The 23,319-nt window shown below is 72.2% G+C and carries 25 protein-coding genes, 1 pseudogene and 1 riboswitch; of the genes and pseudogenes, 11 read left to right on the top strand and 15 right to left on the bottom strand.

Annotation, left to right across the window (positions count from 1 at the left end; genetic code table 11):
* Position 1: 1 nt before the first annotated feature.
* Positions 2 to 202, bottom strand: a complete 201-nt coding sequence (gene thiS / locus AMY39116_RS0307000; protein WP_020416979.1) for a sulfur carrier protein ThiS — start codon at positions 200 to 202, stop codon at positions 2 to 4.
* Positions 202 to 1,308, bottom strand: coding sequence for a glycine oxidase ThiO (thiO, locus tag AMY39116_RS0307005; RefSeq protein ID WP_020416980.1), 1,107 nt, complete (start codon positions 1,306 to 1,308; stop codon positions 202 to 204). Before thiO ends, thiS begins: the two co-directional genes overlap by 1 nt.
* Positions 1,303 to 1,411, bottom strand: a riboswitch (TPP riboswitch). It overlaps the preceding gene by 6 nt.
* A 31-nt stretch (positions 1,412 to 1,442) precedes the next feature.
* Between thiO and thiE the strand changes: the two genes are divergently transcribed.
* Entirely contained in the window at positions 1,443 to 2,099 is a 657-nt protein-coding gene (thiE, locus tag AMY39116_RS0307010) for a thiamine phosphate synthase (RefSeq protein ID WP_020416981.1), read from the top strand.
* Positions 2,100 to 2,498: 399 nt separating this feature from the next.
* Here thiE and AMY39116_RS0307015 read toward each other — a convergent pair whose 3' ends face one another.
* Positions 2,499 to 3,083, bottom strand: coding sequence for a TetR/AcrR family transcriptional regulator (locus AMY39116_RS0307015; RefSeq protein ID WP_020416982.1), 585 nt, complete (start codon positions 3,081 to 3,083; stop codon positions 2,499 to 2,501).
* Between the two features lie 75 nt (positions 3,084 to 3,158).
* Between AMY39116_RS0307015 and AMY39116_RS42340 the strand changes: the two genes are divergently transcribed.
* Positions 3,159 to 3,383, top strand: coding sequence for a hypothetical protein (locus AMY39116_RS42340; RefSeq protein WP_020416983.1), 225 nt, complete (start codon positions 3,159 to 3,161; stop codon positions 3,381 to 3,383).
* On the top strand, positions 3,376 to 4,287 hold the full coding sequence (locus AMY39116_RS0307025) for an alpha/beta hydrolase (protein WP_020416984.1): 912 nt from the start codon (positions 3,376 to 3,378) through the stop codon (positions 4,285 to 4,287). Before AMY39116_RS42340 ends, AMY39116_RS0307025 begins: the two co-directional genes overlap by 8 nt.
* 53 nt (positions 4,288 to 4,340) lie before the next feature.
* On the opposite strand, the gene AMY39116_RS0307030 is transcribed toward AMY39116_RS0307025, so the two are convergent.
* Together AMY39116_RS0307030 and AMY39116_RS0307035 are read right to left on the bottom strand one after the other, a co-directional pair.
* Positions 4,341 to 5,237, bottom strand: a complete 897-nt coding sequence (locus tag AMY39116_RS0307030) for a hypothetical protein (RefSeq protein WP_020416985.1) — start codon at positions 5,235 to 5,237, stop codon at positions 4,341 to 4,343.
* 168 nt (positions 5,238 to 5,405) lie between these two features.
* A complete protein-coding gene (locus AMY39116_RS0307035; protein ID WP_017985323.1) occupies positions 5,406 to 6,134 on the bottom strand; it encodes a GntR family transcriptional regulator in 729 nt (242 codons plus the stop codon).
* Positions 6,135 to 6,261: 127 nt separating this feature from the next.
* Between AMY39116_RS0307035 and AMY39116_RS0307040 the strand changes: the two genes are divergently transcribed.
* Positions 6,262 to 7,269, top strand: a complete 1,008-nt coding sequence (locus tag AMY39116_RS0307040) for an SIS domain-containing protein (RefSeq protein WP_020416986.1) — start codon at positions 6,262 to 6,264, stop codon at positions 7,267 to 7,269.
* Positions 7,266 to 8,180: an N-acetylglucosamine kinase gene (locus AMY39116_RS0307045; protein WP_020416987.1), complete on the top strand. Its 915-nt coding sequence runs from the start codon at positions 7,266 to 7,268 to the stop codon at positions 8,178 to 8,180. The genes AMY39116_RS0307040 and AMY39116_RS0307045 overlap by 4 nt, the downstream gene beginning before the upstream one ends.
* 105 nt (positions 8,181 to 8,285) lie before the next feature.
* Here AMY39116_RS0307045 and AMY39116_RS0307050 read toward each other — a convergent pair whose 3' ends face one another.
* A complete protein-coding gene (locus tag AMY39116_RS0307050) occupies positions 8,286 to 8,939 on the bottom strand; it encodes a DUF3159 domain-containing protein (protein WP_020416988.1) in 654 nt (217 codons plus the stop codon).
* 223 nt (positions 8,940 to 9,162) lie between these two features.
* On the opposite strand from AMY39116_RS0307050, the gene AMY39116_RS0307055 reads away from it, so the two are divergent.
* From AMY39116_RS0307055 to AMY39116_RS42345, 3 genes and pseudogenes are all read left to right on the top strand, one after another.
* Positions 9,163 to 9,966 carry an SGNH/GDSL hydrolase family protein gene (locus AMY39116_RS0307055; protein ID WP_164470592.1) on the top strand — a complete coding sequence of 268 codons (804 nt, stop codon included), beginning with the start codon at positions 9,163 to 9,165 and terminating at the stop codon, positions 9,964 to 9,966.
* Positions 9,967 to 10,050: 84 nt separating this feature from the next.
* Entirely contained in the window at positions 10,051 to 10,530 is a 480-nt protein-coding gene (locus AMY39116_RS0307060) for a hypothetical protein (protein ID WP_027933772.1), read from the top strand.
* A pseudogene (locus AMY39116_RS42345) lies at positions 10,530 to 11,410 on the top strand (hypothetical protein). The gene AMY39116_RS0307060 and the pseudogene AMY39116_RS42345 overlap by 1 nt, the downstream one beginning before the upstream one ends.
* A gap of 507 nt (positions 11,411 to 11,917) precedes the next feature.
* Here AMY39116_RS42345 and AMY39116_RS0307070 read toward each other — a convergent pair.
* From AMY39116_RS0307070 to AMY39116_RS0307110, 9 genes are all read right to left on the bottom strand, one after another.
* Positions 11,918 to 12,160, bottom strand: coding sequence for a hypothetical protein (locus AMY39116_RS0307070; RefSeq protein ID WP_157358448.1), 243 nt, complete (start codon positions 12,158 to 12,160; stop codon positions 11,918 to 11,920).
* A gap of 203 nt (positions 12,161 to 12,363) precedes the next feature.
* Entirely contained in the window at positions 12,364 to 15,069 is a 2,706-nt protein-coding gene (locus AMY39116_RS0307075) for a BTAD domain-containing putative transcriptional regulator (protein ID WP_020416991.1), read from the bottom strand.
* 245 nt (positions 15,070 to 15,314) lie between these two features.
* Positions 15,315 to 16,208, bottom strand: coding sequence for an ectoine hydroxylase (gene thpD / locus AMY39116_RS0307080; protein WP_017985331.1), 894 nt, complete (start codon positions 16,206 to 16,208; stop codon positions 15,315 to 15,317).
* 66 nt (positions 16,209 to 16,274) lie between these two features.
* Complete coding sequence (locus tag AMY39116_RS0307085; RefSeq protein WP_020416992.1) at positions 16,275 to 16,688, bottom strand: ectoine synthase; 414 nt, start codon at positions 16,686 to 16,688, stop codon at positions 16,275 to 16,277.
* A gap of 24 nt (positions 16,689 to 16,712) precedes the next feature.
* Positions 16,713 to 17,966 carry a diaminobutyrate--2-oxoglutarate transaminase gene (gene ectB, locus AMY39116_RS0307090; protein WP_020416993.1) on the bottom strand — a complete coding sequence of 418 codons (1,254 nt, stop codon included), beginning with the start codon at positions 17,964 to 17,966 and terminating at the stop codon, positions 16,713 to 16,715.
* Positions 17,967 to 18,034: 68 nt separating this feature from the next.
* On the bottom strand, positions 18,035 to 18,535 hold the full coding sequence (gene ectA / locus AMY39116_RS0307095; RefSeq protein ID WP_039791273.1) for a diaminobutyrate acetyltransferase: 501 nt from the start codon (positions 18,533 to 18,535) through the stop codon (positions 18,035 to 18,037).
* A 210-nt stretch (positions 18,536 to 18,745) separates the two neighbouring features.
* Positions 18,746 to 19,522 (bottom strand): Abi-alpha family protein, encoded by a 777-nt coding sequence (locus tag AMY39116_RS0307100; RefSeq protein ID WP_020416995.1) that lies wholly within the window; start codon positions 19,520 to 19,522, stop codon positions 18,746 to 18,748.
* A 33-nt stretch (positions 19,523 to 19,555) separates the two neighbouring features.
* The gene (locus AMY39116_RS0307105; protein WP_027933766.1) at positions 19,556 to 19,900 is read right to left on the bottom strand and encodes a lipopolysaccharide assembly LapA domain-containing protein; all 345 of its coding nucleotides are present in this window, start codon (positions 19,898 to 19,900) and stop codon (positions 19,556 to 19,558) included.
* A gap of 42 nt (positions 19,901 to 19,942) precedes the next feature.
* Positions 19,943 to 20,758, bottom strand: a complete 816-nt coding sequence (locus AMY39116_RS0307110) for a bifunctional 2-polyprenyl-6-hydroxyphenol methylase/3-demethylubiquinol 3-O-methyltransferase UbiG (RefSeq protein ID WP_020416997.1) — start codon at positions 20,756 to 20,758, stop codon at positions 19,943 to 19,945.
* A gap of 62 nt (positions 20,759 to 20,820) precedes the next feature.
* Between AMY39116_RS0307110 and AMY39116_RS0307115 the strand changes: the two genes are divergently transcribed.
* The 3 genes from AMY39116_RS0307115 to AMY39116_RS0307125 are packed head-to-tail and all read left to right on the top strand — an operon-like array spanning position 20,821 to position 23,266.
* Positions 20,821 to 21,393: a TetR/AcrR family transcriptional regulator gene (locus tag AMY39116_RS0307115; RefSeq protein WP_020416998.1), complete on the top strand. Its 573-nt coding sequence runs from the start codon at positions 20,821 to 20,823 to the stop codon at positions 21,391 to 21,393.
* On the top strand, positions 21,390 to 22,541 hold the full coding sequence (locus AMY39116_RS0307120) for an NADH:flavin oxidoreductase (protein ID WP_020416999.1): 1,152 nt from the start codon (positions 21,390 to 21,392) through the stop codon (positions 22,539 to 22,541). The genes AMY39116_RS0307115 and AMY39116_RS0307120 overlap by 4 nt, the downstream gene beginning before the upstream one ends.
* Positions 22,542 to 22,546: 5 nt before the next feature.
* Positions 22,547 to 23,266, top strand: coding sequence for an SDR family oxidoreductase (locus AMY39116_RS0307125; RefSeq protein WP_235716076.1), 720 nt, complete (start codon positions 22,547 to 22,549; stop codon positions 23,264 to 23,266).
* Positions 23,267 to 23,319 lie beyond the last annotated feature (53 nt).

Consider the following 23,319-nt stretch of genomic DNA (forward strand, 5'->3'; position numbering starts at 1 on the left):
CTCACCCACCTTGCACCGCCGTCAGGATCTCCAGCCGCGCGCCCGCGGGGACGGTCCTGGCCGTCCACTCGCCGCGGCGCACGACCTCGCCGTTGAGGGCGACCGCGACGCCGCGCTCGGGCGCGTCGACCGCCTTGAGCACGTCGGTCACCGTCGCGTCGTCGGGGACCTCCCGCCACTGCCCGTTGACCTGCACTTCCATCAGACCCCTCCTGTTCCGAGCCGGGCCGGGTCCGCCGCGAGCGCCTCCTCGGGCGGTTTCTCCCCGGCCAGCCAAGCCACGACGGCGTCGGCGGTCACCGGCGCCATGAGCAGACCGTTGCGGTGGTGACCGGTCGCGGCGAGGACGCCGTCGCCGAGGTCACCGATGAACGGGAGCGTGTCGGTGCTGGCCGCGCGCAGCCCGGCCGCGGTTTCGATCAGCTCGTACTCGTCGACGCTGGGGAAGATCCGCTCGGCGCCTTCGAGCAGCTCACGCACGCCGCGGGCGCTCACGGTGTCGTCGAAACCGGCCTCGTACTGCGTCGCGCCGAGGACCAGCTCGCCGCCTTCGCGCGGCACGAGGTACACCGGTCGCCCCTCGACGACGGCGCGCACCGTGCGCGTGGGCGGTGGCAGGCTCGTGCGCCGCGCGCGCAGGCGGAGGATCTCGCCCTTGAGCGGACGGACACCTCGCGCGAGCACCGGGTGCAGCCGGGCGCTGTGCGCGCCGGCGGCGACGACAACGACGTCGCACCGGACCTCGCAGTGGGCCGTGCGGACGCGGCCGGGCTCGACAGCCACCGCCTCGTCGCCGGTGAACTCGGCGCCGTGCTCGAGCGCGGCGGCTTCGAGGGCGCGGAGCAGCTTTCGGTTGTCGACCGCCAGGTCGCCGGGCACGAGCAGGCCGCCGCGCACCGCGCCGAGCCCGGGTTCGAGCGAGCGCAGCCTGCGGCCGGTGACCTGCTCGACCTCGCGGCCGACCGACCGCAGGTAGCCGGCGAGGATGTCCAGCTGGTCGGCGTCGGCCCGGTCCAGTGCCACGACGATCGTGCCGGCCCGGGACAGCCCCGGGTCGCCGCCGTCTGCCGCAAGCGCTTGCGCGAACGTGGGCCAGCGCCTGAGGGACTCCTCGCCGAGAGCGAGGGAGTCCTCCTCGCCGGGCCAGGCCTCGGTGACGGGGGCCAGCATGCCGCCGGCGACCCAGGACGCGCCGCGGCCGGGCGCGGGGTCGACGACGGTGACGCGGTGCCCGGCCGCCGCGGCGCGCCAGGCCACGGACAGGCCGATGACCCCGCCGCCGACGACGGCCACGTGCTGGTTGCTCATGAGAATCACGCTCCCTGCGCCGGCATGATCCGGATCAGGTTCCACGGTCGGAGCGCTGGCAGCTCCCTCTCAGCCCGTGGCTCGGGCTCCCGTGCGGACACCTCCACCCTAACGTGCGAGATAGGGTTCAGGCCATGCCAGGGCTCAGTGGTGACGAGATCAGGAAACGCCTCGACGCGGCGCGGCTCTACCTGTGCACCGGGGACCGGCCGGACCTGGCCGAGTTCGCCGACGCCGCACTGGCCGGCGGCGTGGACATCATCCAGTTGCGGGACAAGCGGGACGGGGCGCCGCTGGAGGCCCGTCAGGAGCTGGCCGCGCTGGAGATCCTGGCGGAGGCGTGCGCGCGGCACGGGGCGCTGCTGGCGGTGAACGACCGGGCGGACATCGCGGCGGCCGTCGACGCCGACGTGCTGCACCTGGGGCAGGACGACCTGCCGGTGCCGCTGGCGCGGCGGGTGATCGGCGACGAGCCGGTGATCGGCCGCTCGACGCACGACCGTCCACAGGCCGAGGCCGCGGCTGTGGAAGAAGGTGTGGACTACTTCTGCACCGGCCCCTGCTGGCCGACGCCGACAAAGCCCGGCCGCCCCGCGCCGGGCCTGGACTTGGTGCGCTCGACCGCGGCGCTCGGCACGGCGCGCCCGTGGTTCGCCATCGGAGGCATCGACGCCGAGCGGCTGCCGGAAGTGCTGGCGGCGGGCGCGACGCGGATCGTGGTGGTGCGGGCGATCACGGAGGCCGAGGATCCGGCTGCGGCCGCTCGTGCGCTGCGGGCGCAGCTGGACTGAGCCGGGCAGCTCGACGCTGGAACCCCGGGCTCCCGACCGCACGCGCTGGCGAACGGCCGCGCCCTCACCGCCACCCGCGCGCGGCTCTCTGGCCCAGACACGGGCGAGCCAGCGGCCGTCACGCGACCGGCTGCCCGAGGAGCTGGCGGCGGCCGCCTCACGGATCGTGGCTCGCGCCATCACCGCCACCCGCGCCGCGGACACATCTCGACTGGTCGCCCGAGGCGCCCACGGCAGGCACGATCACCGAGACCGAGGACCCGGCTGCAGCCACTCGCCCGCTGCGGGCACAGCTGGACTGACACGGGCCTTCGTCGGCCCTGGCTCGCCCGAGCGGCAGCCGAGTGTGGTTCCGCCGCGGTCAAGCCAGACCGGAGGCCCCAGACCGGCGGGAGGCTCTCAAGCCACCCGCAGGCGGTCGAGCCGCTCGTGCAGCATCGCGCGAGCCGACTCCGCCGCGCGGCGGCCGAGCAGGATCTGCACCGTGAGGCCATCCGCGAGGGCGATGAGCGTCTCCGCCTCCGCCGGGACATCCACGCCGGCCCGCACCTCGCCGGCGTCCTGCGCGGCCCGCAACAACACGGCGAGCAACTCCGCCAGCCCGGCGTAGTGGCCGCGCTGCACCTCCGCCAGCGCGGGGTCGACCGCCGACTGCGCGGTGAACGCCATCCACACCCGCGCCTCCACCGGGTCGTCGGCCGCGAGCATCGCCGTCAGCGTCTCCGCGAGCATCGTCACCGGTGACGCGGAACCGCCGATCCTGGCCTGCGCCCGCTCGCTGATCCGCCGGTTCACGTGCTCCTGCGCGAAGACCAGCATGTCCTCCTTGGTGCTGAAGCACCGCTGGACCGCGCCCATCGACACGCCCGCCTCACCGGCCACCTCGCGCAGGCTCACGCCCTCCAGCCCGCGGCGGCTGATCAACGCGCACACGGCGTCCGCGATCTGCCGCCGCCGGTCGTCGTGGTCGATCTTCCTGGGCATGTCGCCACTGTACCGATGCGAGCGCATCGGATCGTGCTACGGTTTCGATGCAGTCGCATCGGAAACGGAGGGGCCATGACCAACGCCCAGAAAGCCCGCTGGATCGTGGGCACGCTCCTGTTCGTCCAGGGCTTCGGCTCGGCCGTCACGGACGCCCTGTGGAACACCACGTTCGGCGTCGCCGGCCTGCTCCGGGCCGCCGGCTTGCCCGGCTGGTTCGACTACGTGGCCGGCACCGTCGGCGCGATCCTGCTGATCTGCGCACTCACCCGAACCAGCAGGGCGACCGGCCGTGCGTGAACTCGGCCGCCGGGCCTTCCTCGGCACGACCGCGCTCGCGGCCGCGGGCTGCACCCCACCGAAGGCAATCACGGCGGACCCGGTCTTCGTGCTCGTCCACGGCGCCAACGGCAACGCGGGCTCCTTCGCCCCGGTGGTCGCCGAACTGACCCTCGCCGGCCACCGAGCCCTGGCCGTCGACCTCCCCGGCCACGGTCCGCGGGGACACTTCCCGGTCAGCTACCAGACCCCGCAGGACCTGGCCGTCTTCGCGGCCGAACCGTCACCGCTCGCGGGGATCACCCTGGCCGACACCGTCGCGCACGTCACCGCCGTGGTCCGCCGGGCGGCGGCGCTTGGCCCGGTGGTCCTCGTCGGCCACAGCCTCGGCGGCGCGACGATCACCGGCGTCGCCAACCAGGTCCCCGGCCTCGTCGCCCGGCTGGTCTACCTGTCCGCCTTCTGCTGCGTCCGCCTGCGCAGCGTTCTCGACTGCTTCCTGGCCCCGGAAGCGGCCGGCTCGCTCCTGCCCGCCATTCCCGGCATCGGGGATCCGCAGGCCAGCGGCGTGGCGCGGACGAACTGGCGGTCGGCGGACCCCGCGTTCCTCGCGGCGGCGAAGGCCGCACTCGCCGCGGACTACGCGGACAGCACGTTCCGCGCCGCCCTGAACGCGATGGAGCCCGACGAATCGTGGGCCCTGACCACCGGTGACGCGCGCGGCGACCCGGCGACGTGGGGCCGGGTGCCGCGCACCTACCTGCGCTGCACGCGGGACCGGGCCATCCCCCTCGCGCTGCAGGACCGGATGATCCGGGAGGCCGACGAAGCGACCCCGCGCAACCGGTTCGACGTGCGCGACCTGGACGCGCCCCACCTCGGCCCCGAGGACCCGCGCGAACTGGCCGTCCTGCTCGCCGGCTGACACGAAACAGGCCCTTCGCGAAAACTCGCGAAGGGCCTGTGGCCGGTTTCGGATCAAGGACTGCTCGGTGCCGTGGTCGCCGTTTCGGACGCGGCGGACGGCGTTTCCTGGACGCTGGTGCTCGGCGTCGTCGTCACGGGGGACTCGGTCTCCTCGGCGCTGGACGACGTCGTCGGCGCGCTGCTCGTGCTCGCCGGCGCCCGCTCGTCCTCGCTCGTCGAGCTCTCGGTGACCGTCGTGACCTGCGTGGTCGTCGTCTCGGCGCCGCCGGAACCGCCGACCACCCGGCCCAGCGTCGTCCCGGTGCCGCCGGACACGGTGCTCCCGGTCGCCGCCTCGAAGCCGGTGATCGCCAGCATCCCGACCACGAACGCCACCACACTGGTCGCGACCGCGAGCGTCCACCGGCTCTTCCACCAGGGTTTCGCGGCGGCGGGCGGCGCCTCCTCCTCGACCGGCTGGTCCACCGGCTTCGGGATGAACACCGTCTTCTCGCCGCCCCCGGAACCGCCCTGCCCGGCCATCGGCATCCGGCGCGTCGCGCCGGACAGCGGTGGCGTGATCGGGTGCACGACCCTCGTCGGCATCTCGGTCAGCTGCGTGGCCGGTCTTCGCTGCGCGGCCCCGTTCTGCTGGTGCCTGATCAACGGGTGCGTCGACCGCGGCGCGACCGCGGGCGGCACGACCTTCGTCTGCTGCCGGGTCTCGGCCACGGCCAGCAGCTCGGCCGTCTTGCGCGCGGCCGCCCGCGTGCTGCGCAGCGAGCGCAGATAGATCTCGCCACCCACGGTCGTCACGATGCTCGCGACACCGGCGCCGATGACCGTGCCCGCCACCCCCAGCGTGGAGCCCAGGAAAGCAGCCGTCACCGCGGCCAGCGCCGACGCCACCACCTGCGCCGGAGACAGCCCGGACTTCTTCTCGGCGCTCTCTTCCTTCTCCTCGGTCATGATCGCGGTGTGTTCGCTCTCCCTCTCGTGTTAACCCCATCGTGTCCAACGTGTTTGTCGATTGAGATGCTCCCAGCGTTGCCGGAAGGTGACGCAGGCCACTCTCAACGTCCACAGTGGACACGACGGGCTTAACGATCCCTTGACAACGCAAGGGATCTTGGGGAGTTACGGGCGCCGCAGCGTGGTCACGAACTTGTACCGGTCACCGCGGTAGATGGACCGCACGAATTCGACCGGTTTGCCGTCCGCGGCGAACGAATGCCGCGACAGCAGGAGCATCGGGGTGCCGACGTCGGCGCCGAGCAGATCCGCCTCCTGCGGCCCGGCCAGCGCGGTCTCGATCGTCTCCTCGGCGCTGTCCATCTCCACGCCGTAGTGCTCGCGCAACACCGCGTACAGGGAACCGCCCGCCGACACGTGTTTGCGCAGGCCGCGGAACCGGCCGAGCGGCAGGTGCGTGGTCTCCAGCGCCATCGGCTCGCCGTCGGCCAGCCGGAGACGGCGCATCCGCAGCACCTTCGCGCCGTTGCGGATGCCGAGCAGCTTCGCCAGCTCGGGCTCGGCCGTCAGCTCCTCGACCTCCAGCAGCTTCGACGACGGCTCGCGACCCTTCGCCCGCATGTCCTCCGTGTAGGACGACAGCTGCAGCCGCTGCGCGAGCTTCGGCTCGGCGGCGAACGTGCCCTTGCCCTGCACCCGGTGCAGCCTGCCCTCGGCGGTGAGGTCCGCCAGGGCCTGCCGCACCGTGGTGCGGGAGACCGCGAACTCGGTGGCCAGCGAGCGTTCGGTGGGAATCGGCGAACCCGGCGGCATCGTCTCCAGCAGGTCGAGCAGATGCTGCTTCAACGCCCAGTACTTCGGTTCGCGCTGACCGCGCGTGGCTGACTCCAACATGACCGACTCCTCCTCGAACCGCGCCTCCGGCGCAGGATGAAACTACCCTTTCCGGATGGAACCGCGCCCGGGGTAGCATTGGTCTAGACCTCCGAAGGGATCCAGCATGAGCAACCCCGGACAGCACATGGCCGCGGAAATCGCCGAACAGCCCGCCGTTCTGGGCGGCCTGGTGGCCCGCCGCGGGGAGATCGCCGACGTCGCCGCCGCCATCTCCCGGCGCCCGCCGCGATTCGCCCTGCTGGCCGCGCGCGGCTCCAGCGACCACGCGGCGCTGTACGCGAAGTACCTCATCGAGGTCCTGCTCGGGCTGCCGGCCGGGCTCGTCTCGCCCTCCACGGTGACCCTCTACGGCGCGCGCCCCGACCTGCGGGACGTGCTGCTGGTGTCGGTCAGCCAGAGCGGCGGCTCGCCCGACCTGCTGGAGTTCACCCAGACCGCCCGCAAGCAGGGCGCGCTGACCGTCGCGGTCACCAACACCCCGGCCTCGCCGCTGGGCGGCGCCGCCGAACTGGCCGTCGACATCGGCGCCGGCACCGAGACAGCGGTGGCCGCCACCAAGACGTACTCCGCGACGCTGCTCGCGTTGTACCTGCTCATCGACGCCGTCCGGGGCGGCGACTCGTCCGCCGCGGCCGAGATCGAACCGCTGGCGCGGCAGGCGCTGGAGGTCGACGTGCAGCGCGCCGTGGACCGGTACCGCTTCGTCGACCGGATCATCACCACCGGTCGCGGCTACTCCTATGCGACCGCGCTGGAGTCCGCGCTCAAGCTCGCCGAGACCAGCTACCTCGCCGCCCGCGCGTACAGCGGCGCGGACCTGCTGCACGGGCCGGTCGCGGCCGTCGACGAGGAGACCGCGGTGCTGGCGATCACCGGCGCCGGGCGGGGCGGAGCCGCCCTGCGCGACGTGCTCACCGCGGTGGCCGGGCGCGGCGCCGACGTGCTGGCGCTCGGGTCGTCGGCGGGCGAGGTGCCCGCCGCGGTCCGCATCCCGGTACCGTCCGTGGCCGAGGAACTCGCGCCAGTGCTGGAGGTGCTGCCGGTGCAGCGGATCGCGCTCGGGCTGGCGCTGGCCCGCGGCTTCGACCCGGACCGCCCGCGCGGGCTGAACAAGGTGACCAGGACGCGATGAAGTTCGTCCTCGGGGTCGACGCGGGTGGCACGTCCACGCGTGCGCTGGCGGTCGCCGCGGACGGCACGGTGCTCGGTGCCGGGCGCGCGGGCGGCGCCAACCCGAACTCGCACCCGCCCGCGGAGGCGGTCGCCAACCTGGCGGCGGCGATCCGCGCGGCCACCGAAGTCCCCGGCCGGGCAAGCGCTTGCGTCGTCGGCATGGCCGGCACCGCGAAGCTGACCGACCCGGCGGTCGCGGCCCTGTTCGAGCGCACCTGGCGCGACCTGGGCCTGGACCGCGTGGTGGTGCTGACCGACGCGGAGGTCGCGTTCGCCGCCGCCACCGACGCGCCCGACGGGACCGTGCTGATCGCGGGCACCGGCTCGATCGCGGGCCGGATTCGCAAGCGCCGCATGGTCGCCACCGAGGGCGGCTACGGCTGGCTGCTGGGCGACGAGGGCTCCGGGTTCTGGCTGGGCCGGGAGGCCGTGCGCGCCACGCTGGCCGCGCTGGGCCGCGACGGCGACCTCGGCCCGCTGGCCACCGCGGTGCTGGCCGAGGCCGGGGTCGACGCGACCGACCGGAAGTACGCGTGGCGGCGGCTGATCACGGTCGCCAACGCCGAGCCGCCGGTCCGCCTCGCCCGGTTCGCGCCGCTGGTCGCGGTCGACGACCCGGCCGCGACCGACATCGTCGAGCGCGCCGCCGACCTGCTGGTCGCGACCGCGCTGGCGACCCGCGAGCCGGACGAGGACACCCCGGTGGTGCTGGTCGGCAGCGTCCTCGGCGACGGCACCAGGGTCGGCGAGCGGGTGCGGGCGAAGCTGGCCGGGCTCGAGGTCCGCACCAGTTCGGACGGTGTACTCGGTGCGGCCTGGCTGGCCGCGGTCGAGGCGTTCGGGGAGGCCGCGGCGCGCCGTCCGGGCTGACCGACCAAAGATCCGGGCGTTTTTCGTGCGCGGAGCACGAGTGCCGGGCCCGCCGCCCGTCGTACGGTGTGGGCGGCCCCCGGACCTCCCCCTCGCCGGGGGCTCTTACTCGCGCCCGGACTCCGGCACGACGCGCAGCCCCGGGTGCTCCTTCGGCAGCGTCCGGTACAGCACCCAGCCGCTCACCGCGATCGTCAGCGCCTGCAGCGGCCAGGTCATCACCGTGCGCGCGACGCCCAGCGCGACCAGCTCGCCCGCCCACCACAGCGGCAGGTAGACGACCACGCGCAGCACGTACTGCAACGACCACACCAGACTCGCCCGCGAGTAAGCGCGCAGCAGGTCGGGATCCTTGCGCCAGCGGGTCTTCTGGCCGAGCAGCAACCCGACCACGACCCCCAGGAGCGGCCACCGGACGACCACACTGGTCACCCACAGCAACGCACTGGCCACGTTGGACAGCACCTGGATCAGGAAGAAGTCCTGCGCGCGACCGGTGTGCAACGCGATCAACGCCGCCACGATCACCGCGGCGAGGCTGACCACGACGGCCCGCGCCTTGTCGCCGCGGGTCAGGCGCACCACGCCGACCACCACGGCGGTGGCGATCGCCGCGGCCGCGCCCCAGGCGATCGACGAACCCGCGGCCAGCCAGCCGATCACGAACGCCAGCGGCGGCAGGCTCGCGTCGATCGCACCCTTGCGACCACCCAGGATGCTGCCCAGCGACTCCCTCTGCGGCGTGGCTTGTCCGGTCACCCCTACAGCGTGCCCCAAAACTGTCGGTGCGGGCAGCTACCATCGAGATCTTCGCCACACGATCCGGGCGGACGGCGGTAATGGAGAAGCTCAGGAGGCCGAGAACGTAAGAGACTGTGACCTCGCGCTGAACCGACGGTGGCGTAGGTCGGGATTACAGGTGCATCCTGCTGAGTTGTTCGAGGGGCGATCAACACAGGTGCTGGCGAAAGGGGACGGCAGCGTGCGTGAGTACGACAGCTATGTCGCACTGGGTGACAGCTTCACCGAAGGTCTCAACGACTTCAACCCGGACGGGACCTTCCGAGGCTGGGCCGACCGGCTCGCCGAGATCCTGGCCGAAGGACAACCAGGCTTCCAGTACGCCAACCTGGCGCTGCGCGGGAAGATGCTCGCCGAAATCATCGAAGAGCAGGTACCCATCGCCCTCGAGCTCAAACCCGATCTGGTGACGCTGTGCGCCGGCGGCAACGACGTGATCGTGCCCGGCTCCGACGTGGACGAGATCGCGGCGCAGCTCGACGAGGTGATCGGCAAGCTGCGCGCGGCCGGCATCGACGTCCTCGTGTTCAACGGGCCGGACACCAAGCACCTGCCGGTGATGAGCGTGCTGCGCGGCAAGATCGGCATCTACAACGCGCACCTGTGGACCAGCGCGATCCGGCACGGCGCCAAGATCGTCGACCTGTGGGCGATGGACCCGCTGCACGACCCGCGCGCCTGGAGCGACGACAGGCTGCACTTCACCGCCGAGGGCCACCGGCGGATCGCGTTGCGCGCGGCCGAGGTGCTGGGGGTGCCGACATCGGAGGACTGGCGGGAGCCGTGGCCGGTCGTCGACGCGCGGGCGGACTGGATCACCAACCGCCGGTCGGACCTGGCGTGGACGAAGACGCACCTGTTGCCGTGGATCCGGCGGCAGCTGCGTGGCGAGTCGATGGGCGACGGGCTGTCGCCGAAGCGGCCGCAGCTGGAGCCGTTCGCGGTGCGCCCGCCGGTGTCGGACGACCGCGCCCCGGCGAGCTGAGCGTCACACAGCTGTTGGTAGGCCCACCCGTCGCCCACCGCCACCCTCAACGGAGACGCTGCGCGTCGCTGATAACTTCATGACATGCCGCTGCCCCATTGGACCCCGGAGGGGGTTCTTCCGACTGGGCGGCTTCCGGCGGACGTGGCCGACATCTACGAACGTCTCGTCTTCGACGCGCCGCACCAGAACGCCCGTGAGATCCTGTTCAGCGCTCTGAACAGCTATCTCGGCGCGGTCGCCCGGATCATCCCGAGCGGCCGCGCCTGGATCGGCGGGCAGTTCATCACTCGCACCCCGGACGTGCCCAGCGGGCTCGACGTCGTGCTGATCCCGGACGACTGGGGCAGCCTCAAGCGCATGACGGGCCGCGTGCGGGACGCGCTTTACGGGCTGCTGACCCTGCGCGGGGTCATCGTCGGGCAGCCCGCGATGTACCTCGATCAGGTACAACCCGTCGGGGGTCTGCTCGACGGGTTCCTGTGCTTCCCCGGTGACGAGGAGACGTGGGCCAACACCTGGTCGTACGAAGGGCGCCGCGGGTTCCCCGAGGTGGTGTGGTGATGATGGACTTCCGCCGGATCGCCGACGAGATCCCGGGCGGCACGTGGCTGGACGACCTGGCGCGCGCGTCGGCGATGGCCGCGCACGCGAAGTTCGAGCGGACGGCCCGGTCGCCGTTGCTGCGCGTGTCGATGCTCGGGTCGACGAACCTGGACGCGTACACGTTCTCCGACATCAGCCGGGCACTGCAGGACGCGACGGCGAGGTCGGGCACATCATCCGCAACCCGCAGGGCGAGATCACCTACGTCCAGCAAACCGACCGCGACAAGGCGCCGCTGATCCAGCGCGGCCAGGCGGGCAACACGATCTTCTTCGGCTTCCCCGAGCCGGCGCCGGACGACGCGTTGATCCACGACGGGATCGAGACGCTGTCGGAGCGCGCGGTGAAGGAGCTGTGCGACTTCCTGCCCGCGAACGGCTCCGACGACGGCGCGCTGGACGCGGTGCTGCTGCAACGGGACACGGTGCGCAACGCGGTGAGCGACATCGTCAGCGCGGTCGTCAAGAACACCGGCATCGGGCTGCAGCTGACGCCCACCGCTGGTGAGGACGTGACCCGCAGCATGACGACCGACCAGGCGAAGGTGCTGCACAACAGCCTGCGGGAGTCGCGGGAAGAGGTCGGCTACGAGACGGTCTCCGGCCGGCTCGACGGCGTGCGCACGCGCCGCCGGATCTTCTACCTGGAGCGCGAGTCCGGCGGGACGATCCAGGGTGCGGTGGCGCCGGACCTGCTGGACCAGATCAAGGAGAACCTGGACCGCCCGGTGACGGCCCGCCTGCGGGTAGTCCGCACGACGACGATCGACGGCCGGCGCGGCCGCCCGGTGCACGAGCTGCTGGAGATCACGCCGGAAGTGAACCTGTTCGACCAGTGAGCCTGGTCGGTGGTGGGGCCGCGGGCTGGGTTCCGCGTGGCGGGGTTGGCACTGCGGAGCTCGGTGCGGCACGGCTCGGTCCGGCGGCGTGGCGCGGTCCGGCGTGGCTCGGCCGGCGGCGTGACGCGGCCCGGCCTGGCTCGACCGGCGGCGTGACGCGGCCCGGCGCGGCTCGGCCGGCGGCGTGGCACGGTCAGGCACACGACCTTGATGCGGTGCGGCGCGGCACGGCGCGGTCAGGCACGGCACGGCCTTGATGCGGTGCGGCGTGGTCCAGCACGGCGCGACTCGCTGCGGCACGGGGCAGCTCGCCCCGATGCGGCACGCTGCGGTGCGGCTCGACCCCGCACGGTGTGCCGTGGTGCAGTGCGGCACAGCCCGCCCCGGCACTTCCCACCCCGGTGCGGCTCGGCCTGGCGCGGCCCAGGACGGTGTGGCGCGGTCCGGCACTGCCCGCTTCCGCGGGACGCTGCTCGGTGCGACGCTGCTCGGTGCGACGCGGCTCCGCTAGACGCGGTTCGGCGTGCCGCCGTTCAGCGCGGCCCGGCTGGCGGGCCCGGCTCGGTCCAGCCACCGCGCGACCCGGCTCGGTCCAGCCACCGCGCGACCCGGCTCGGTCCAGCCACCGCGCGACGCGGCTCGGTCCAGCCACCGCGCGGCGCGACTCGGCTGCCGCAGCGCGATTCGGCCACCGCTGAGTGCGGTCCGGCGCGGTCCGGCGCGGTCGCGCCGCACCCAGATGCCCGTCACCGAAACCACCATGCGGCGATGAACGGACCGTTCACCGCTTCCAGCCGTCCAGCGGAGCAACCACCAGGGCCAACCAGCCGAAACCCAAGGCGGCCGTCTGACGCTCCCCCACTGCGCCAGACGGCCAAGCCGGACCATACGCCCTCCGCAAGATCCATCGCTAAGAATTCGCTAAGTGCGGGGGCACCTTGTACTCGAAAGCGTCACCCCTCGTGACCCCGCGCAGCGTCCACCGGTAGCCCCAGCTCCGCCATCTCCGCGAGAACCTCCGCGGGCGGCCGGGGGCTGACCCGCGAGTGCAGCTCCGCCGCCAGCCCGACCTGCAGGCGTGCGCCGTCGAGGTCGCCGTCGCGGCGGGAGAGCCGTCCCAGCGTCAGCCGGCCGACCGCCTCCTGCAGCAGGAAACCCCGCAGCGACGCCAACTCGACCGCGGCGGACGCGTGCTTCCACGCCGCCCCGTCGTCGCCGAGGCCGAGGTACGACTCGGCCAGGTTGTTGAGCGACACGACCACATAGCTGTCGTCACCGAGGCGGCGGTCGATCTCCAGCGACGACAGCTGGTGCGCGATCGCCTCCGCGTACCGGCCCCGCGCCTTCTCCGCCTCCGCGCAGTTCGCCAGCGCCTGGCCCCGCAGCTCGTCCGTGCCCGCCGCCGAAGCCGCCTTCGTCAGGCACTCCACCGCCTCGTCGTGGCGACCGCAGCTGTTCAACGCGCACCCCAGGTGGATCATCGCGCAGGTGCGGCTCCCCTCGTCCGCCGCGATGGCCAGCGCCGCGGACGCGTCCGCCAGCGCGTCGGCCCCCAGGTCGAACGTCAGGAACATCGCGCAGCGCGAGATCAACATCCAGAACCGCGCCCGCGGATCCCCGCTCGCCTCGGCCGCCGCCATCCCCAGCGCCACCAGCCGCCGCCACTCGTCCCACAGCGGGCGCACCACCCGGTACGTGTGCGCCACCCGCGCCAGCCGCCACACGTCCTCGTGCAGACCGGCCGCCGCCGCGGCCTCCAGCACGGCCAAGAGGTTCGGCCACTCGGCCACGAACCACGCCAGCGCGTCATCGAAACCGGACAACGCGGGCACCGGCACCTCGACGGACGAAAAGTCCAGCGGGTCCACGATTCGCAGCAACCGGCGGCGCGCCGCGTCAGCCGCCGCCTGGTAGTACCGCACCGCCGGTCGCGGACTCGACGAACCAGCCAGCTCGCGCGCGTACAACCGCACCAGGTCGTGCCGCGTGAACACCTCCGGCGCGCTCTCGGTCAGCAGGTGGTGGGCCGCCAGCACCCGCAACCGCCGCCGCGCCTCCACGACCGGCACCCCGCACAACGCCGCCGCCACGAACGGACCGACCGCGGGCCCGGGAAACGCCCCGAGCGCCCGGAACATCGCCCCCACCTCGGCGGGCAGCCCCCGCACCGACACGTCCAGAGCCGCCCGCACCCCGGCGTCGTCCACGTCCAGCGCGGCCAGCCGCGTCCGCTCGCTCGCCAGCTCGGCCACGAACTCCGGCACCGTCCACGACGGACCGGCTGCCAGCCGCGCGCCCGCGATCCGCAACGCCAGCGGCAGGTCCCCGCACAACGCCGCCACCTGCGAGTGGTACTCCTCGAACGCCCCGCCCGAGACGTCGGCGATGAGCCGCACCGAGTCCCGCCGCGCCAGCCGCTCCAGCGACCGCACCCGCGCGCCGTGCGAAACGGTCAGCCCGTCCAGCCGCGCCCGCGAGGTCACCACCGCGACCGACCCCGGCCCCGGCGGCAGCAACGGCCGCACCTGCTCGGCCGACCGCGCGTCGTCCAGTACCACCAGCATCCGCCGTCCACCGGTGAGCGACCGGTACAACGCGAGCCGCTCCCCCTCCGGCTCCGGCACCTCGTCCGCGGGCACGCCGAGCCCGAGCAAGAACTGCGCCAGCACCTCCGCGGCCGGCACCGGCGCCTCGAACCCGCGCAACGCGGCGAACAGGACCCCGTCCGGGAACTTCGGCACCGCGCCGTGCGCCCACGACACGACCAGCGCGCTCTTGCCGATCCCGGGTGGCCCGGTGATCACGCCGACCGGCGCCACCTCGTCCAGCCAGGCCAGGTCCGCCGACCGCCCGGCCAGCAGCGGCACCGCGGGCGGCAGCTGCCGCGGCACCACCCGGCTCACGTCGATCGCCGACACGACCGGCGCCAAGTCGTCGTTCAGCACGTGTTCGTGCAGCGCCCGCAGGTCGGGCCCGAGGTCGAGGCCGAGCTTCTCCGACGCCGCCCGCGCGGCCTCCCGGTACACCTCGAGCGCGTCCGCCCGGCGCCCCGAGTGGTAGAGCGCCCGCATCAGCTGCCCGACCGTCCGCTCACGCCGCGGCTCCGCCCGGACGATCGTGGTCAGCTCGGCGATCAGCTCTTCGTGTCGTCCCAGCGCGAGGTCGGCGTCGACCCGGGCGCCGTGCACCGCGATCCGCAGGTCCGCCAGTTCCGGCGCGCGCACCGACTCCGGCACCCCGCCCAGCTCCGGCCCCTGCCACAACGCCCACGCCTCGTGCAGCAGCGAGGCCCGTTCCACCAGCGGCGCGGCCTCGGCGCGCTCGAACAACGCGCGGGCGCGGTGAACGTCGACCAGCAGCGGGTCGACGTTCAACCGGTAGCCGGGCGCGGCCGTGTCGATCCGGACCTCCGGCGTGCCGACCGACCGCAGCACGCGCCGCAGCTGGGAGACGTTGCCGTGCACGATCGTCCGCGCCGTCGGCGGCGGGTCGTGGTCCCACAGCGCGTCGATCAGGTCGTCGAGCGCGACGATCCGGTTCGGCTGGAGCGCCAGCAACGCGAGCAGCCCGCGCACACCGGGACCGCCGATCGGCACCGGCCGGTCACCGGCGCACAGCTGCACCGGTCCGAGCAGCTGGACGCGCAAACCCTTGAGCACAGGCCCCTCCCCGAGCGCCGCGCCGGAGGAAACGAGTACGGCCCCGCACCATCAGTCCCGATCTGATGGTGCGGGGCCGCACTCGGTGAAACAAGTGACGGGGCCGGGTGCGCCTCGCCATCGCTACCGGCGTCACACGGGATTCACCCCGAGCAAGGAAGACCCATGCTGCCGCCGTTCGCAGTGGCGGCACTGTAACAGGGCGCGATGAAGCGGCTACACCCGACCCGCACTTCTTCCGGTGTCTACCGCGTCACAGGCGTGAAGTCCCGGCTGCCGATGAAGGTCGGCCGCGGCTTCGCCGCCGCGAACGGCTCGACGAGCGCGTTCTCGACGCTGTTGAACACCAGGAAGATGTTCGAGCGCGGGTACGGCGTGATGTTGTTGCCGGACCCGTGCATGATGTTGGAGTCGAACCACAGCGCCGAGCCCGCCGGCCCGGTGAACTGGTCGATCCCGTACTCCGCGGCGAGCTTGGTGATGTCGTTCTCGCTGGGAACGCCGATCTCCTGCTCCTTCAGCGACGACTTGTAGTAGTCGTCCGGGGTCTCGCCGACGCACGGGACGAACGTCCGCTGCGAGCCCGGCATGACCATCAGGCCGCCGTTGAAGGGGTAGTTGTCGGTCAGCGCGATCGAGCAGCTCACCGCCCGCGGACGCGGCATGCCGTCCTCGGCGTGCCAGGTCTCGAAGTCGGAGTGCCAGTAGAACCCGGTGCCCTTGAAACCCGGCATGTAGTTCACGCGGCTCTGGTGGATGTACACCTCGGAGCCGAGGATCTGCCGGGCGCGGTCGAGGACACGCGGGTCGCGCACGAGTTCGGCGATCAGCTCGCTGATCTTGTGCACCTCGAAGATGGACCGGACGCTGCCGGTCTTCTTCTCGGTGATGACCCGCTCGTCGGCCTTCAGCTGCTCGTCGCTGGAGAGCCGGACGAGCTCCTGCCAGTAGCCCTGCACTTCGGCGGGCGAGAGCAGGCCCTCGACGATGTGGTACCCCTTCGCGTCGTGCGAAGCGAGTGTCGCCGCATCGATCGGGCCGTCGGCCTCACTGCCCCAGACAGTGGGGTCGACGCGATCGAAGGGCTCGGCCGGGGCAGGAACCCTGGTCGGGTAACTGTCCTCGACACCGGTTTCCATGATCGTCAAATCGGTTCGCCTCCTTTTATGCGTTGCCTTTCGGTAGGGGCCTCGCTCCGTGGTGGCTCAGGCGGACTTCTCGTCCGCCTCGTCCTCCTCGACGACGAGCGGGTACACGCCGTTCTCGTCGTGCACCTCCCGGCCGGTGACCGGCGGGTTGAAGACGCACACGGTCTTCATGTCGGTCTTCGGGCGGACCTGGTGCTTGTCGTGGTCGTTGAGGAGGTACAGGGAACCCGGCTTGAGCTGGAACGTCTCGCCGGTCGCCTTGTTGGTGATCTCGCCTTCGCCCTCGTAGACGAAGACCGCCTCGATGTGGTTGGCGTACCAGAAGTCGTTGACGGTCCCCGCGTACAGCGTGGTCTCGTGCACCGAGAAGCCGACCTTCTCCTTCGCCAGGATGATCCGCTTCGAGCGCCAGTTCGGCGTCTTGATGTCGGCGTCGGTGTCGGTGATCTCGTCGAGGGTCCGGACGATCAAAACTTATCCCCTTCTCGTTCTTCTCTACTTACCGAGCACGGCCTTGACGGAGGCGTCGATGATCTCCAGCCCCTCGCCGACCTCGGCGTCCGTGAGGGTCAGCGGCGGCAGCAGCTTCACCACCTCGCTGTCCGGTCCGGAGGTCTCCATGAGCAGGCCGCGTTCGAACGCGGCCGCGCAGACCCGCCCGGCGAGTTCCCCGTTCTGGAACTCCAAACCGCGGGCGAGGCCGCGGCCCTTCGCGGTCAGCTCCGCTTCCGGGTAGGCGTCGACGAGGCCCTGCAGCGCGGCGCCGATGCGCTCGCCCTTGGCGCGGACCGACTTCTCCAGCTCGTCGTCGCTCCAGTACGTGCGCATCGCCTCGGCGGCGGTGACGAACGCCGGGCTGATGCCGCGGAAGGTGCCGTTGTGCTCACCCGGCTCCCAGACGTCGAGGTCGGGGCGGATCAGGGTCAGCGCCATCGGGATGCCGTAGCCGGACAGCGACTTGGACAGGCACACCATGTCCGGCTTGATGCCGGCTTCCTCGAAGCTGAAGAACGGGCCGGTGCGGCCGCAGCCCATCTGCACGTCGTCGACGATCAGCAGGATGTCGTGCCGCTTGCACAGGTCGGACAGGCCACGCAGCCACTCGATGCCTGCCGCGTTGATGCCGCCCTCGCCCTGCACGGTCTCGACGATCACCGCGGCCGGCTCGTTGAGCCCGCTGCCGGAGTCCTCGAGCAGCCGCTCGAAGTACAGGAAGTCCGGGTAGACGCCGTCGAAGTACTGGTCGTAGGGCATCGGTGTGGCGTGCACCAGCGGGATGCCCGCGCCGTGCCGCTTCATCGAGTTGCCGGTGACCGACAGCGCGCCGATGGTCATGCCGTGGAAGGCGTTGGTGAAGTTGATGACCGACTCGCGGCCGGTGACCTTGCGGGCCAGCTTCAGCGCGGCTTCGACGGCGTTGGCGCCACCGGGGCCGGGGAAGATGACCTTGTAGTCCAGCTCGCGCGGCTTGAGGATCTTCTCGTCGAGCGTCTCGAGCAGGTCGCGCTTGGCGACGGTGAACATGTCGAGCGCGTGCGTGACGCCGTCGCGCTCGATGTAGTCGATCAGCGCCTTCTTGAGCACGGGGTTGTTGTGCCCGTAGTTCAGCGCGCCGGCGCCGGCGAAGTAGTCGAGGTACGGGCGGCCGTCCTCGGCGTAGAGGCGGCTGCCCTGCGCGCGGTCGAACACGACCGGCCAGCCCCGGCTGTAGCTGCGCACTTCGGATTCGAGCTTTTCGAAGATGCTCACTTTGGGTTTTCCCCTCACTGGTGCTTGTCGACAGCTAATCGCACGGGCGTCCTCGCCCAATTCCGCCGTTATCTCGGGAGCAGCGGCCCGATTCGGTAAAGGTCTTCCGGCTCGTGCCGTGTGCCGTCGTCCGGAAAGTCGGCCGAGCCGAACAGCTCGGTGCGCTCCAGCTCCGCTCCCCACCGTTCCGCGAAGGAGGTGAACAGGCGGATGGACGCTTTGTTGTCGGGCGTGATGGTGGTCTCCAGGTGACGCACCCCGTCGGCCACCAACCGCGTGAACAGGTTGTCGAGCAGGGCTCCGGCCAGCCCCTGCCCGCGTTGCGACGCGTCGACGGCGACCTGCCAGACGAGCGCGGTGTCCGGCGCCGTGGGACGGCGATAAGCGATCACGAATCCGACCGCGTCACCGTCCACCCGCGCCACCACCGAGGTGTCGGCGAAATCGCGGCACCACAACAGATATGCATAAGGCGAGTTGAGATCGAGCTTCTGCGAATCGCGTGCGATTCGCCAAAGCGCAGCCCCGTCGGCCTTGGTCGGATTTTCGATCAAGTGCTTTCCGGACATGTCAAAACAACCTAACAGAGTTGTTTCGGTCGTTCAGCGCATCGTCGTGCGCACAGCCTGGCTACCTGCAACAACGACGAAACACACGTGAGAATGACAACAGAAAGCTGGCGCTGCGGAACCCAGGTGTGCTATGGCCCCTTACCTGGGTGAGGCCTTATCACGTAGAGCGCTCGTCCGGCGCTGCGCGTTACACGGTAGTGGCAGCGCTCACAGGACGCGAGTCCACTCGCCGGGATCGCACGCCGCCCAGAACCGGACGCCGAAGCGCGACAGGCGCACGGTCCGGCGCACCAGCCGCGCGCGGCGCGCGGATTTCGCGGCCGACCGGACCAGGTCCTCGGTCGCCAGGATCTCGTACTGCGACTCCAGCTCGGCGGACTCGTCGTCCAGCTCGACCAGGCCGAACCCGGCCAGCCGCGTCAGGTAGCCGGGCACCTCGTCGGCCAGCGTCACGCCGGCCGCCTTGCCGACCGTGGAGGCGTTGCGCAAGATCGTGCGGCCGCCGCCGAACCCACGCTCAGTGACGTCGATCACAGGGAACGCCGCGCCGGTGGCGAGCGTGGCGATGATGCGGGCCTCGTCGGGGGTGAGCTGGCGCAGCACCGTGGCGTAGAGGTACTCGCGGGCCTGCTCGCGGCCGAAGCCGACGGACCGGTCCAGCAGCTCCTTCATCGCGGCGCGCAGCGGCTCGCGCGCGGGGACCAGCTCACCGGCGCCGTTCGGGGCGTGCTCCGTGCCGGCCGCGCTGAGCGCGACCACGTACGGGTCGTCGACCTCGTCGAGGCGGCGGCGCAGCCCGGTCAGGACCTGCCGCTCGACCTGCCGCAGCCCCTCACCGGCCAGTTCGAGGCCCGGCAGCGGCAGCCGCTTGCCGATCGTGAACCCGGTGCGTGCGGCCCACCCGGCGAACCGGCCCGCCCGGCGCAGCAGGTTCTCGTCGCCGCCCTCCGGCGAACTCGGCAGGTTCTCGCTGGTCAACCACATCACCCCGTTTCCCAGGATGATGTTACGGCCGGGTCAGCGGAGAGCCTTGTTCGCCTTCCGGGTCGCCTTGCGCAACTGGAAGATGCGCGCGCCGCCGACCAGGGCGACCAGGACGGCGCCGGCGATCGCGGAGAACAGCATGGCCACGGCCAGCGGCAGGCTGCCCTCCATCCCCAGGAAGGCCACCGTCGTCGAGTCCAGGTTCTGCAGGATGAAGATCAGCAGGAAGACCAGGATGATCAGGGCGACGATGATCGCGACCCAGGTCCCGCTGACGCGGGTCCGTTTGATCTTGACCGGCTTCGCGGGCGCGGGTTCCGTCACGGGCGGCTGGGGTGGGGTGCCGGTGGCCGGCTCGTCCCCCTGCGCGTGAGTCATACGCCGATTGTGCTCGGGTGGGTGGATTCGCGCAGGTCGAAATCACACGGACCGGCTAACCGGCCAGCTGAGCGTGACCACATCGCGACCCGAGGAGCCCAGGTCCGGCGGCGTCCGCTGGTCGACACCGAGACCACGCAGCGCCTCGGCGACCTCACCCGCCCGGTCCACGGGCAGGCAGAGCCGCCGCCGGGTGACGTCGACCAGCTCGTCGAACCGGGCGTACTCCGGCCTGGCCGGCTTGTGCCAGCGCACGACCGCGGGCTCCAGGCCGAGTTCCCGTAGCGCGGCGACGGCGTCGTCGGCCGTCGGCCCGTCCGGGCGCTCGATGCCGTGGAAGTGCCGCCACAGCGGGTTGAGGGTGGTCAGCGGGTGGGCCTCGGCCAGTTCGACGACGACCTTCCGGCGCGCGTGGGCGGTCAGCGCGTCGGCGAACGGCGCGAGGTCGGGGGCGTTGTAGATGACGTGCGCGCAGACCACCACGTCGGCGGGCTCGACGTCGACGTCCGGCCACCGCCCCTCGAGGGTGTGGTGCGGCAGCGACAGCGCCTCGGCCCGCCGCCGGAACTCCGCGAGCAGCCCGGCGCTGGTGTCGACGGCGGTGACCCGCGTGATCGACCGCGCGCACGGCAGGCTCGCGGCCCCGGCGCCCGCGCCGACGTCCAGCACGGTGCCGGGCAACGCGTCCAGCACGGCCTGGTGGGTCGGCGTCGCGGCCGCCGCTATCTGGCGGTCGGCGCGGCGGGCGAACACCTGCTTCGGCACGACCCAGGGCGATTCGGGCGCCGCGGCCAGGATGTGCTCGGGGATCGCCCAGTCCGCCAGCTGCTCGGACCACCTGCGCAACGCGTCGGCCATGTCCTCATTGTGCCGGTCAATCAGTGATTGATTCGGTGATGGATCCGTGCTTCCCTGGAGGAGTGCCGAGCACCGACGCTTCCACCCGTGAGCGACTGCTGACCGTCGCCGAACGACTGCTGCTCGAATCCGGCTACGACGCGGTGTCCGTGCGGGCGATCAACAGCGCGGCCGGCATGAACCCGGCCGCGGTGCACTACCACTTCGGGTCGAAGGACGCGCTCATCGCCGCGCTGCTGGAGGCCCGGCTCGCACCGGTGTGGCAGCGACGGCTGGACGAGGTCACCGAGCGGCGGCGCGGCGGCTGGACGCCGACGGTGCCCGAACTGGTGGACCTGGTCGTCACCCCGCTGGCCGAACTGGCCGCGGACCCCGTCGGAGCGCTGCGGTTGCGGCTGCTGGCGCGGTTCGTGCTGGGCAGGCGCGAGCCGGCGTGGACATCGCGGTGGTTCGGGCTCGGCCCATGGATCGAGTTGCTCCGGGACGCGCGGCCGGAGCTGGCGAAGGCGGAGGCGGCGCAGCGGTGGCTGCTCGCGTTCGGCCTGGTGCTGCAGTTCTTCGCCGACGGGATGCCCGGCGAGGTGCCGGTGGACACGCTGCGGGCGTTCGTCGCGGCGGGATTGGCGGGGTCATGACCGACGTCTTCGCGCCCGCGCGACTGGGGCCGGTCGAGCTGCGCAACCGGATCATCAAGGCGGCCACCTTCGAGGGCGCGACGCCGGACGCCCTGGTCACCGACCGGCTGATCGAGTTCCACCGGCGGCCGGCGCGCGGCGGGGTGGGGATGACGACGGTGGCCTACTGCGCGGTGTCGCCGGAGGGGCGCACCGACCGGCACCAGATCTGGATGCGCGAGGAGGCGCTGCCCGGGCTGCGGCGGCTCACCGAGGCCGTGCACGCGGAGGGCGCGGCGGTGAGCGCGCAGATCGGGCACGCGGGGCCGGTCGCGAACGCGGCGTCGAACCGGTTGCCTGCGCTGGCGCCCGGCCGGTTCCCCAACCCGCTGGGAATGCGGATGACACGAGCGGCCACTGTGGACGATCTGGCGCGCGTCGTGCGTGCGCACGCGTCGGCTGCCCGGTTCGCGGTCGAGGCCGGGTTCGACGCGGTGGAAATCCACTTCGGACACAACTACCTGGTGAGCTCGTTCCTCAGCCCGCGGCTGAACCGGCGCCGCGACTCCTACGGCGGGTCGCTCGCGAACCGGGCGCGGCTGGCGCTGGAGGTCGCGCGGGCGGTGCGGGACGAGGTCGGGTCGCGCATCGCCGTGACGGCGAAGCTGAACATGGACGACGGGTTGCCGGGCGGGTTCTGGCTGGACGAGAGCGTGCAGGTCGCGCGGTGGCTGGAGGCGGACGGGACCGTCGACGCGCTGGAGCTGACCGCGGGCAGTTCGCTGCTGAACCCGATGTACCTGTTCACCGGGGACGCGCCGGTGCGGGAGTTCGCGGCGGCGTTCCCGCAGCCGGTGCGCCTCGGCATCCGTGCCGTGGGCGGGGCGTTCCTGAAGAGCTACCCGTTCCAGGAGGCCTACCTGCTGGACCGGGCGCGCCAGTTCCGCGCGGCTGTGGACCTGCCGTTGATCCTGCTCGGCGGGATCACGCGGCTGGAGACGATGGAGCGGGCGATGGCCGAGGGGTTCCAGTTCGTGGCGATGGCGCGGGCGTTGCTGCGTGAGCCGGACCTGCCGCTGCGCTTGCGGGCCGGGGCACGTTCGCTGTGCGTGCACTGCAACCGCTGCATGCCGACGATCTACGGGGGGACGCGATGTGTGCTGACGTGATCGCCGTGACCGGGTCCGCTTCGGGGATCGGGGCGGCCGTGGTGGCGGCGTTACGGGCGGACGGGCACGAGGTGGTCGGCGTCGACCTGCGGGACGCGGAGGTGTGCGCGGATCTGTCCACTGCGGACGGCCGGCGGGCGGCGGTGGACGGGGTGCTCGCGCTGGCGCCTGCGTTGGACGGGCTCGTGGTGTGCGCCGGGCTCGGGCCGCACGTGCCGGATCCGCTGCGGATCGTCGAGGTCAACTACCGGGGCGCGGTCGAGGTGCTGGACGGGTTGTTCCCGGCGCTGCGCGGCGCGGCGGTGGCGGTGTCGTCGTCGGCCTCGACGATGGTGAAGTGGGCGGACAACCCGATCGCGCGCGGCGAGGAGGCGGCCGCGCTGGCGGAGGCCGGCGAGTACGCGGGACACCTGGCGTACTCCTGGTCGAAGAACGCGCTGACGGTCGCGGTGCGGCAACGGGTTGCGCAGTGGGGCGCGGCGGGCGTGCGGCTGAACACGGTGGCGCCCGGGGCGGTGGACACCCCGCTGCTGCAGGCCGGCCTGGCATCCCGCTTCGGGGACGCGATCCGGAACTACCAGGCGCCGATCCCGCGCCGGGGGCGGCCGGACGAGATCGCCTCGCTGATCCGCTACCTGCTCGGCCCGGGGGCGGGCTACATCCACGGCGCGCAGCTGATGATCGACGGCGGATCGGACGCATTGCTGCGGCCGACGGAGTTCTGATCCGGGGCGCTTTGCTTGGGCACCGACAGGATCGGCGCCCTACCGCGGCAGGC

This window comes from Amycolatopsis sp. ATCC 39116, from assembly GCF_000231075.2.
Taxonomy (GTDB): Bacteria; Actinomycetota; Actinomycetes; order Mycobacteriales; family Pseudonocardiaceae; genus Amycolatopsis_E; species Amycolatopsis_E tucumanensis.